This window comes from Streptomyces sp. NPDC007808 (assembly GCF_042868655.1).
Lineage (GTDB): Bacteria > Actinomycetota > Actinomycetes > Streptomycetales > Streptomycetaceae > Streptomyces.
On the sequence record NZ_JBIAEQ010000001.1, the window covers coordinates 634,955 to 645,194 of the forward strand.

The following is a 10,240-nucleotide window of genomic DNA, read 5'->3' on the forward strand; positions in this document are numbered from 1 at the left end:
GGCGGCTCTCGACGGCCGACGCCCCGCCGGATAATCTACCAAACACTTGTTAGGGAAAGGAGGGGTCGATGTCGACCGCCCGGACGGCCCCCGAGGAGCCGGTGCGCTACGAACGCCGCGGACCCGTCGCCGTGGTCACGATGAACCGCCCCGAGTACCGCAACGCCCAGAACTCGGCCATGACCTACGCCCTGGACCACGCCTTCTACCGGGCCGCCGAGGACGACGCGGTCAAGGTCGTCGTCCTCGCGGGGGAGGGGCGGCACTTCTCGGCCGGGCACGACATCGGCACCCCGGAGCGCGACGCCCACCTTCCGTTCGAGCGCAGGGCCGGGCTGTGGTGGGACCACTCCGACAAGCAGGGCGCGGAGAGCCGCTTCGCCCGGGAGTCCGAGGTGTACCTGGGCATGTGCCGGCGCTGGCGGGAGCTCCCGAAGCCGTCCATCGCCTCCGTGCAGGGCGCGTGCGTCGCGGGCGGGCTGATGCTGGCCTGGGTGTGCGACCTGATCGTCGCCTCCGAGGACGCCTTCTTCGCCGACCCGGTGGTCCGCATGGGCATCCCCGGCGTGGAGTACTTCGCCCACCCGTGGGCGATGCCGCCCAGGATCGCCAAGGAGTTCCTGTACACCGGAGACCGTATGAGCGCGTGCCGGGCGTACGAGATCGGCATGATCAACCGGGTCGTGCCGGGCGCCGAACTCACCGACCGCACCATGGAACTGGCGGAGCGGATCTGCGAGATGCCCCGGATGGGGCTGGCCCTGACCAAACGCGCCGTCAACCAGGCGGAGGACCTCCAGGGCCTGCACGCCGGCCTGGACTCCGTCTTCGGCCTGCACCACCTGGCCCACGCGCACAACGCCGAGACCTCCGCCGACCCCCTCGGCGGCATGGACGTCCGGGCGATGAAGAAGGCGGGGTCCTGATGGACCTCTCCTTCTCACCCGCCGAGGACGCCTTCCGCGCCGAGGCGCGTGCCTGGCTCGCCGCCCATGTGCCCCGCACCCCGCTGCCCTCCCTGGAGACGGCGACGGGCTTCGAGGCCCACCGCGCCTGGGAGCGCACCCTCTTCGCGGACCGCTGGTCGGTGGTGTCCTGGCCCGAGGAATACGGCGGCAGGGGAGCCACGATGCTTCAGTGGCTGATCTTCGAGGAGGAGTACTACGCGGCCGGCGCACCCGGACGGGTCGGCCAGAACGGCATCAACCTGCTGGCCCCCACCCTCTTCGAGCACGGCACACCGCGGCAGTTGGCCCGTGTCCTGCCGCCCATGGCGAGCGGCGAGGTCGTCTGGGCCCAGGCCTGGTCCGAACCGGAGGCCGGTTCCGACCTCGCCTCGCTGCGTTCCACCGCGCGCCGGACCGAGGGCGGCTGGCTGCTGTCCGGACAGAAGGCCTGGTCCTCCCGTGCCGCCTTCGCCGACCGGGCCTTCGGACTGTTCCGCAGCGACCCGCACACCGACAAGCCCCACCAGGGCCTGACGTACGTGATGTTCGCGCTGGACGCCGACGGCGTGACCGTACGCCCCGTCCGGCGCCTGGACGGCAAGCCGGCCTTCGCCGACATCTTCCTCGACGACGTCTTCGTACCCGACGAGGACGTCATCGGCGAGCCCGGCCACGGCTGGCGGGTCGCGATGAGCACGGCCGGCAACGAGCGCGGCCTCACCCTGCGCAGCCCCGGCCGTTTCACGGCCGCCGCAGCCCGCCTCACCGCTCTGTGGCGCACCACCGCCGGTCCTTCGGACACGGCACTGCGCGACCGGGTCGCCGACGCGGTCATCGCAGCCCGCGCCTATCAGCTGTTCGCCTACGCGACCGCTTCCCGGCCGGCGGGCGGCTCGATCGGGGCGGAGGCGAGCCTGAACAAGGTCTTCTGGTCCGAACTGGACGTCGCCCTGCACGAAACCGCCCTGGACCTCCTCGGGCCCTACGGTGAACTCGCCGACAGCGCCGCCGAGTCGCCCGCGCACGGCAGCTGGGCCGAGGGGTACACGTTCTCCCTGGCCGGCCCGATCTACGCCGGCACCAACGAGATCCAGCGCGACATCATCGCCGAGCGGCTGCTCGGGCTCCCGAAAGGACGCCGGTGATGCGGTTCCGACCGGACGACGAGCAGCGGGAGTTCGCCCGCTCGCTGGACGGCATGCTGGCCGCGGCCGGGACGCCGGCGGTCGTACGCGCCTGGTCGGTGGGGGACCACGGCCCCGGGCGCACGCTGTGGACCCGTCTGGCGGAGGCGGGCGTCTTCGCCCTGGCCGTCCCGGAGGCGTACGACGGGCTGGGTCCGCGTCCCGTCGAACTCGCCGTCGCCTTCACCGAGTCGGGGCGGCACGCCGTGCCCGGCCCACTGGTGGAGACGGTGGCCGTCGCCGCCCTGCTCGACGGACTCGGTGACCCGACGCTCGCCGCCGACCGGCTGCCCGGCATCGCCTCCGGCAAGACGGTCGCCTCGTTGTGCCTGACGGCGTCCGGGGTCCCGTTCGCCCTGGACGCGGACGCCGCCGACGTGGTCTTCGTCGTGACCGACGACACCGTACGCGTGGCCGAGTCGACGGGGCCCGTGCAGCCCTCGGCCGACCCGGCGCGCAGGCTGGCCCGGCCGCTCGGCGGCACGGTCGTGGCGCGCGGGCCCGCGGTGCGGACGGCCGCCGCCCGCGCCGCCGACCTCGCGGCGCTGACCACCGCCGCCCAGGCCCTGGGGCTCGGCCGGGCCCTGCTCGACGGCGCCGTCACCCACGTCAAGCGGCGCACCCAGTTCGGCCGGCCCATCGGGTCCTTCCAGGCGCTCAAACACCGCCTCGCCGACACCCTGATCGCACTGGAATTCGCCGAGCCGCTCGTCCACGCGGCGGCGGTGGCCCTGGCGACGGGCCGGTCGGACGGCGCCCGTGACATCGCGGCGGCGAAGGTGGCGGCGGGCGAAGCGGCCTGCCGCGCCGCCCGCACCGCCTTGCGCTGCCACGGTGCGCTGGGCTACACCGAGGAACTCGACCTGTCCTTGTGGATCCGCAAGGCGCGCGCCCTGCGCACCGCCTGGGGAACACCGGCGGACTGCCGTGCCCGCGTCCTCATGGAGTGACCGCCGCGCAGCCGCCGCCACGCGGTTCCCCGGCTCGGGCCCTCGGCCGCGGGTTGCGTGCCGACAGCCTGGCAGGAGAACGTGGATCGATGATCAACCCTCCTTCGTCCGCAGACCAGTTCGTGGCGCAGGTCCGTGTCTCCCACGCCCGGCTGCTGGAACTGCTCGCCGGTCTCGACGACGAGCAGGTGGGTCAGGCCGTCGACCTGCCCGGCTGGACACGGGGCCATGTGCTGGCGCATCTCGCGGACAATGCGCGGGCTTTCGCACGGCAGGCGCGCCGGGCATTGCGCGGCGCGCTCGTCGACCTGTACGACGGCGGCCCGCGCGAGCGTGACCGGGCCATCGCCCGGGGCGCCACCCGCACTGCGGTGGAGCTGCGCGAGGAGTTGCGGAGCGCGCAGAAGAGCCTCGAAGCCGTCTGGGACATGTGCACGGCCGACGACTGGGCCCGACCGGTCCGCTTCCGCCATGCCACCGTGCTGGACACCGTGCAGGCGCGGTGGCGGGAGGCGGAGATCCACGCGGTGGACCTCCGTGTCGGCTACTCACCCCGTGACTGGTCCGCCCCGTTCGCGCTCCACGCCCTCGACTTCCTCGCCCCCAGGACACCCGAGGGCATCCGGCTCGTCCTGCGGGCGGACGACATCGCCTTCACGCGCGCAACAGGTACCGGAGCCCTGGTGGAAGTCAGCGGGGCGTCGCACGATCTGGCGGCGTGGATGGCGGGGCGCGCCCCGGCCGGGCAGCTGCGGTCCTCGACCGGAACGCTGCCGGAACCGGGGCCCTGGCCACCCGATCCCGCGGACTGAGCCGGGCGGCGCGCTCGCCGGGCGGCAGGGTCGCACCCCACGGAGCGGGAACCGGCGCCGGGGGCGACCCGGGCCCGCTACTCCAGCAACCGTCGCCTGATCAGCCCCAGCACCTCCGCACGGCTGCGACTGCCGTTGTCCGAGGCGTACAAGTGGTGGCCGAGGCGCACCGACACGGTGAGCAGACAGCGGACCTCGACCTCCGCCTCGTCGGGGCAGAAGGCGGCGAACAGGGAACGCAGATAGTCCATACGGCGGTTGTCGACCCGGCGCAGCCGCTCGGCGACGCCCGGGTCACGGCGGGCCCAGTCACGGACCGCGAGGTCGGCGGTGATGCCCCGTACCGGCCCGTCGGTGGTCTCGGCGACGAGGTCGAACAGCCGCCCGAGCTTGGCCCGCGCATCCCCGCCACCGCTCTCCACGTGGTCGATCACACTCGCGGTGACCTCGTGCTCCCAGGTGTCCAGCATCTCCGTGAGCAGCGCGGCACGGTTGCGGAAGTAGCCGTAGAAACCGCCTTTGCTGACGCCCAGTTCCTGCGCCAGCACCTCGATCCGCACGGCCTCGGGGCCGCCCGCGGCGAGCGCCCGCAGACCTTCCTCGATCCACTTGCCCCGTGGCGTGCGGGTCGCGCCCATGGTGTGTGCCTCCTCACGTCACCGCCGAGTATACGGAGGCGTACAGATGGCTCTACGCTCGATCTATACGCCACCGTATAGACAGGGGTTCTGCTCATGCGACTTCCCCGGACCGCCCACACCGACCGCCCCTGGCGGATCCACGAGATCGCCGGCGACTTCACGGTCGAGGACGTGTGGGAACTGCCCACCCCCGGCGGACGCGACGACCTGGTGTGGCTGGTCCGCCAGTTCGCCGGCGGAATGGGAGGCGGGGTGAACGGCGACAGCTTCGTCTCCCGGGCGCTGTTCGCCGTCCGATGGAAGCTCGGGGCACTGCTCGGCTGGGACAAGGCGGAGGCCGGTCTCGGGGCGCGGCTGCCGTCCCTGGGCGACCGGTTGCCGGCCGACCTCCGGGACGGCCCCCGAGGCCCGGACCTCGGACGGTCACCGTTCACCTCGCTCTACCAGACGACGGACGAGTGGGCCGCCGAGATGGGCAACAGGACCGTGCACGGGGTGATGCACATCGGCTGGGTGCCGGACGGCTCCGGCGGCTACCGCGGTCGGATGGCCGTCCTGGTCAAACCCAACGGGTTCTTCGGGACCCTCTACATGGCCGCCATCAAGCCCTTCCGGTACGTCGGTGTGTACCCGGCGCTGATCCGGTCCATCGGCCGCGAGTGGCAGGCCGGCGCCGCGGCGCGGGGTGCGCGATGACGGCCTCGGTGTTCACGGTTCCTGTCCCGCGGGTCCAGGGAGCAGGCGGTCGTGGGGCGAGGCCGTAGAAGTCGACAAAGAACCAAAGGCGCCTCGGATCGTGCACATGTGGCAAGCGCCGCACACGCTGCCGATCGCACTACGCGCATAGCGTTCCGACTCTCGGTCCGAACCGCTCCTGCCGGCCTCCCTCTGGGCCTGTGACCAGGTGCTTCACGGTCCGACGCAGTGGTCGTGCGCTCCTGGTGCGGCTTCCGTGCCGGCCCGGGCGCGGACCGGCACGGCAGGCCCTGGGGTCTCTCCCTGCCACGACGCACCGTCGGCTCCTGCCATCCCGGACGCGTATCCGAGCGCTGTCTGGGAACCAGCAGCGGTGGAAGTAGCACGACGACTCACCACGGCCGACGCCAGGCGGCCGGAGAAGGTGTGATGGGGACCGAATCGCGTGGAGACGGTAAACCGTCCTCCGAAGAGATCAAGGACTGCGAGGTCAGGTTTGACGGAGGCTTCGGTGACGTGACGGGAGCGCGCCTGAGCGCGGAGGAGTATCTGACCACGCTGGCGCGGTCGTCACCGCCCGCGACGCCTGAGTATCGCGACGACATATTGCTGGTGGTCGCGGAGCTGGCCGCCAACGCGATCCAGTACGCTCCGGGGCCGTTCACGCTCACGATGCGCAGGGCGTTCGACGGAGTGCACGTGACGCTCAGCGACACGAGCACCACCCCGCCTGCGCCGCGCCCCTTCCACCCCGGCACCGGCAGCGGCGGCGGCATCGGCTGGTATCTGATCCACACGCTGTGTGACCAGGTCAGCGTGGTGGTGCGGGAGGACGGCAAGGACGTGCACACGTTCCTGCCCTGGTGAGCGCGGGCTCACGTCAGCGGAACCAGCACGCTGACCGTCTTGCCGCCCTCTCGGCGGCGCTCGATGTGGATCTCCCGTGCCAGGCGGATGATCAGAGGCCACCCGTATCCGCTGCCCTCGTGCGTCTGGGGCAGCGTGCCCGGCCCGTAGGCGGCGGACGGGACGGTGTCGCTGTAGTCGTGCACGCTCAGCCGCACGCCCTCCGCGAGGAGGGTCACGTCGAACCCCGCGAGGCCGCGGCCGTGCCGGATGGCATTGGTCACCAGTTCCGACACGACCAGCAGAAGATCCGTGACGGCTCTGTCGTTCGCCGGCCCGGACGGGGCACGCCAGTGCTCCGTCACCAGGGACCGTACATAGCTGCGAGCGGTCGCCGCACTGCTGATCGGGACCGGCCGGGCGCTCGCCGTATCACTGACCCCGGCCGGTCGGTGCTCCGCCGGCTTCACGGTTGCTCGTTCGTCGCCCACGAGATGCCCCTGACCGGCTGGGCATCGCAGGCGCGCATCAAGAGGACTGCGGCTGCCGTCACTTCACCATTCCTCGCACGCTGTCGTCTCCGCTCCTCGTCGTCATGTCCGGGTTCATGAGGCGTTCATGATGCCTCCGCTACCCGCTCTCGCCCGAACCATGGCTCAAAGAGGCGTAGTAGGCACCGACGGCGGAGAGGTACTCGGGATCGAGGGTCTCGCGGTCGGTCCGGAAGCGGGGAGCCGCCTTGGCTTCCTCGCGGGTGCAGGCCACGGTGACCACGCGGGACTCCGTGTCGACGCCGGTGACGGCACCCGCCGGTATCAGCAGGCTCCTGCCGAACACCCAAGCGCCCGTGTCGACGACCAGGTGCCGCCGGGGAGGGTCATCGGCCTGGCGGTCCACATGGCCGATGACCCCGTCGGTCGCCTGCACCGTGAACCCGGTCAGCGTCCGGCCCTCCTGGTGACCGCTGCCGGGAGGGTACGACCAGAGTCCGTCGGTGCTCACGGAGCTTCCTTCCTCCTCAGGTACTGACGTCGTTGCTGCCCTCGTACCCGCGCGGGTAGGAGCATGCGCGGCTCAGCCGATGGCCGCCGGCCGCTCCGCCGCGTGCTCCTTCACGTCGGACGTGATCACCCGCCGCTTCACCGGCACGACCGGGTCGGGCGCGGCGGCGAGCAGGCGGCGGGCCGTCTCCAGGGCCTGCCCCACCTCGCGCGTGCCGGTCGACACGCACAGCGTGTACGCCAGGTCCTGTGCGCGCAGGTCCCGCCGGCTCCTGTCCTCTTCCCCGCCGCCCTCGTGGGCCATGAGCGTCTCGTACTCGTCGACGAGCCTGCGCAGCATCGCCGGATGGGGCATCAGCATGTGTCCTCGCTCCTGGGTGAGTGGTCGTGCCCGCCGGCCGGGGCGGTCGGGCCTGGGGGGAACGGGTGAGGGACGAGGCCCTTCCGCGTCATCGGGTCCGGCCGTCGCCCGCCGGGCTTCCCGGCCGGGAACCCTGGTCGAGCGCCTGCTCCCGCACCTGTGCGCAGCACCGGCTGATCAGACGCGAGACATGCATCTGGGAGATGCCCAGACGCTCGGCGATACGGCTTTGCGTCATGTCCTCGAAGAAGCGCATGTAGAGGATGGCGCGCTCACGTTCGGGCAGCCGCCGCAGCCCCTCCTTCGCCGCCTCACGGTCGACCACGACGTCGAACGCCTCGTCGCACGCGCCGATCGTGTCGGCGAGGCTGAAGCCGTCGTCGCTCGTGGACATCTCGGCGTCGAGGGACAGGGTGCTGAAGCTCTCCAGGGCCTCCAGGCCCGCGTTGACCTCCTCCTCGGTGAGCCCCGTGTGCGCGGCGATCTCGGCGACCGACGGTGTCTCGCCGCCCGAGCCGGCGGCGAGGTCGCGGCGGGCGACCCGTACCTTGTTGCGCAGTTCCTGGATCCGGCGCGGGACCCTCAGGGCCCACATACGGTCGCGGAAGTGGCGCTTGATCTCGCCCGTGATGGTGGGCACGGCGTAGCTCTCGAAGGCACCTCGCCCGGGTTCGTAGCGGTCGATGGCCTTCACCAGACCCAGGGCCGCGACCTGACGCAGGTCCTCCAGCGACTCACCGCGGTTGCGGAACCGACCCGCGATGCGGTGGGCCATGGGCAGCCACGCCTTGGTCAGTCGGTCGCGTACCGCGTCGCGCTCGGGCCCTTCGGGCAGAGCGGCCAGGTGGGTGAAGTCGGCCGCGGTGTCGGGGGCGTCGTCGTGGACGCGGCCGCCGGACACGCGGGGACGGGCGGAGATGTCGGAACCATGTGCGGACGTCTCAACCAGCATGCAGAACAGCTCCAGAACAGCGTTCTCAGGGGGATTGCCGTGGGAAACGGTGCACGGGGCACTGAGGCCCCGGAACGGTCACACCTGTAGCACCGGTGCGCCTCTGGTCCGAAGCACGAACTCCCGCATGCCCCACGACCCGGCCCGCAAACGAGCACGAGTCGAAGAGAGTTGACACGAGGTCCGGTCGGGAGGGGAGCGACCGACGAACGGCCGTGCGTATCGCGCCAAAGGGCGACTTCAGGTCAGAACCCGGCCCGGTACCGAGTTCCCCGCGACGTCAAAGGCATGACTCGCGCAAGTCGGGGCACGCGGGGGACGACAACAGGCTTCGGCGATCGGGAGGGCGGCATGGCAGCCGTGACGGTGGCGCAGGCAACGGCCACGGCACAGGAGACGGTCAGGACGGACGGGGCGGCGCTGCCGCTGATCGACGATCCGACAAGGGTGAGCCCCAAGGACGCGCGGGAGCTGTCGCGTCAGTTCTTCGACCGACTGGTCATGCTGGAAGAGGGCACGCACGAGTACCAGTACGTCCGCAACACGCTCATCGAGATGAACCTGTCGCTGGTGCGGTACGCGGCCTCGCGCTTCCGCTCCCGCGGGGACTCGCTGGAGGACATCGCCCAGGTCGGGACCATCGGGCTGATCAAAGCCATCGACCGTTTCGAGGTCTCCCGGGAAGTCGAGTTCACCACGTTCGCCGTCCCGTACATCGTCGGCGAGATCAAGCGCTTCTTCCGCGACACGAGCTGGGCGGTCCACGTCCCGCGGCGGCTGCAGGAGGCCCGCGCGGAACTGGCCAAGGCGACGGAGGAACTCAGCTCCCGTCTTGGTCGCACGCCGACCACGCGTGAGCTGTCGGAGCTGATGTCGCTGTCCGAGGAAGAGGTGATCGAGGCCCGCAAGGCCTCCAACTGCTACCAGTCCGCCTCCCTCGACGCGGCCGTCTCCGCGGACGCGGAGAACGGCGAGTCCGTCCTGGCCGACCTCCTCGGGGAGGAGGACCCCTCGCTGGAACTGGTCGAGGACTTCCACTCCTTGGCGCCCCTGATCGCCGGGCTGGACGAGCGTGAGCGGCGGATCATCCATCTGCGTTTCGTCGAGGAGCTGACCCAGGCACAGATCGCCGAGCGGATCGGTGTCTCCCAGATGCATGTCTCACGGCTCATCAGCCGCATCCTCAAGCAGCTGCGCGCCGGTCTGCTGGAGCCCGGGGTGGCCTGAGCGGCGGCGACGAGCGAACGAACCAGGGGCGGAGCACAAGGGTGGGCCGCGGCCGTACGGTCGCGGCCCACCCGGCCGTCCGGTCAGGTTCTGTCGACCGGGTGCCCCCACTCCGCCGACAGCGGGATCACCGCGGTGACACGCTTCCCGCCGGCCGGGAGGTCCGACACGAGTACGTCGCGCGCCAGCCGGCAGACGATCGGCCAGCCGCGGCCTCCGCAGCGGTACCGACCGTGCCGGTCGAGCGGACTCTTGACGACCGGCCTGCGGCGCTCCCGGTCACTGACGGACAGGTACAGGTTCTCGCCGACGACCTCGGCATCGAAGTCGGTGACGCCGCCACCGTGCAGCATCGCGTTGGTCGTCAGTTCCGACGCCACCAGCAACGCGTCCGAGAGCGTGTCCGGCGCGCATGTCGCGCCCTGGGCACGTGACTGCTCGGACAGCACCTGCCGCACGGTTCCGCGCGCCTCGGCCGGACTGCGCGGGCCGCGCCGCGCACCGCCCGCGGCCGCCGAGCCCCTGATCGCGTCCGTCCGGTATGTCTCACTCATCCTTTCGCTCCCTGACACAGGCGAGGGAACGGAGAACCCGCCGTACGTCCGTGACGGACCACGGTCGGA

At 71.5% G+C, this 10,240-nt stretch carries 13 protein-coding genes; 7 read left to right on the forward strand and 6 right to left on the reverse strand.

Annotation, left to right across the window (positions count from 1 at the left end; genetic code table 11):
- Positions 1-68 precede the first annotated feature (68 nt).
- The 4 genes from ACFYNL_RS02800 to ACFYNL_RS02815 all read left to right on the forward strand — a co-directional run bounded on the left by ACFYNL_RS02800 (position 69) and on the right by ACFYNL_RS02815 (position 3,893).
- On the forward strand, positions 69-926 hold the full coding sequence (locus ACFYNL_RS02800; protein ID WP_388795355.1) for an enoyl-CoA hydratase: 858 nt from the start codon (positions 69-71) through the stop codon (positions 924-926).
- On the forward strand, positions 926-2,092 hold the full coding sequence (locus tag ACFYNL_RS02805) for an acyl-CoA dehydrogenase family protein (RefSeq protein ID WP_388795358.1): 1,167 nt from the start codon (positions 926-928) through the stop codon (positions 2,090-2,092). The genes ACFYNL_RS02800 and ACFYNL_RS02805 overlap by 1 nt, the downstream gene beginning before the upstream one ends.
- Positions 2,092-3,081 (forward strand): acyl-CoA dehydrogenase family protein, encoded by a 990-nt coding sequence (locus ACFYNL_RS02810; protein WP_388795361.1) that lies wholly within the window; start codon positions 2,092-2,094, stop codon positions 3,079-3,081. The genes ACFYNL_RS02805 and ACFYNL_RS02810 overlap by 1 nt, the downstream gene beginning before the upstream one ends.
- An 89-nt stretch (positions 3,082-3,170) precedes the next feature.
- Positions 3,171-3,893: a maleylpyruvate isomerase family mycothiol-dependent enzyme gene (locus tag ACFYNL_RS02815; RefSeq protein ID WP_388795365.1), complete on the forward strand. Its 723-nt coding sequence runs from the start codon at positions 3,171-3,173 to the stop codon at positions 3,891-3,893.
- Positions 3,894-3,970: 77 nt separating this feature from the next.
- On the opposite strand, the gene ACFYNL_RS02820 is transcribed toward ACFYNL_RS02815, so the two are convergent.
- Positions 3,971-4,531, reverse strand: a complete 561-nt coding sequence (locus ACFYNL_RS02820; protein ID WP_388795368.1) for a TetR/AcrR family transcriptional regulator — start codon at positions 4,529-4,531, stop codon at positions 3,971-3,973.
- Between the two features lie 96 nt (positions 4,532-4,627).
- On the opposite strand from ACFYNL_RS02820, the gene ACFYNL_RS02825 reads away from it, so the two are divergent.
- Together ACFYNL_RS02825 and ACFYNL_RS02830 are read left to right on the forward strand one after the other, a co-directional pair.
- Positions 4,628-5,230, forward strand: a complete 603-nt coding sequence (locus ACFYNL_RS02825) for a DUF2867 domain-containing protein (protein WP_388795371.1) — start codon at positions 4,628-4,630, stop codon at positions 5,228-5,230.
- 429 nt (positions 5,231-5,659) lie between these two features.
- Positions 5,660-6,097, forward strand: coding sequence for an ATP-binding protein (locus tag ACFYNL_RS02830; protein WP_388795373.1), 438 nt, complete (start codon positions 5,660-5,662; stop codon positions 6,095-6,097).
- A gap of 8 nt (positions 6,098-6,105) precedes the next feature.
- Here ACFYNL_RS02830 and ACFYNL_RS02835 read toward each other — a convergent pair whose 3' ends face one another.
- The 4 genes from ACFYNL_RS02835 to ACFYNL_RS02850 all read right to left on the reverse strand — a co-directional run bounded on the left by ACFYNL_RS02835 (position 6,106) and on the right by ACFYNL_RS02850 (position 8,390).
- A complete protein-coding gene (locus ACFYNL_RS02835) occupies positions 6,106-6,567 on the reverse strand; it encodes an ATP-binding protein (RefSeq protein WP_388795376.1) in 462 nt (153 codons plus the stop codon).
- 139 nt (positions 6,568-6,706) lie between these two features.
- Positions 6,707-7,078 carry a PRC-barrel domain containing protein gene (locus ACFYNL_RS02840; protein WP_388795379.1) on the reverse strand — a complete coding sequence of 124 codons (372 nt, stop codon included), beginning with the start codon at positions 7,076-7,078 and terminating at the stop codon, positions 6,707-6,709.
- A gap of 72 nt (positions 7,079-7,150) precedes the next feature.
- Entirely contained in the window at positions 7,151-7,438 is a 288-nt protein-coding gene (locus ACFYNL_RS02845) for a DUF5133 domain-containing protein (protein WP_388795382.1), read from the reverse strand.
- Positions 7,439-7,526: 88 nt separating this feature from the next.
- The gene (locus ACFYNL_RS02850) at positions 7,527-8,390 is read right to left on the reverse strand and encodes an RNA polymerase sigma factor SigF (protein WP_388795385.1); all 864 of its coding nucleotides are present in this window, start codon (positions 8,388-8,390) and stop codon (positions 7,527-7,529) included.
- Positions 8,391-8,741: 351 nt separating this feature from the next.
- Between ACFYNL_RS02850 and ACFYNL_RS02855 the strand changes: the two genes are divergently transcribed.
- The gene (locus ACFYNL_RS02855) at positions 8,742-9,617 is read left to right on the forward strand and encodes an RNA polymerase sigma factor SigF (protein ID WP_388795391.1); all 876 of its coding nucleotides are present in this window, start codon (positions 8,742-8,744) and stop codon (positions 9,615-9,617) included.
- A gap of 83 nt (positions 9,618-9,700) precedes the next feature.
- Here ACFYNL_RS02855 and ACFYNL_RS02860 read toward each other — a convergent pair whose 3' ends face one another.
- Positions 9,701-10,171 (reverse strand): ATP-binding protein, encoded by a 471-nt coding sequence (locus tag ACFYNL_RS02860; RefSeq protein WP_388795394.1) that lies wholly within the window; start codon positions 10,169-10,171, stop codon positions 9,701-9,703.
- Between the last annotated feature and the right edge of the window lie 69 nt (positions 10,172-10,240).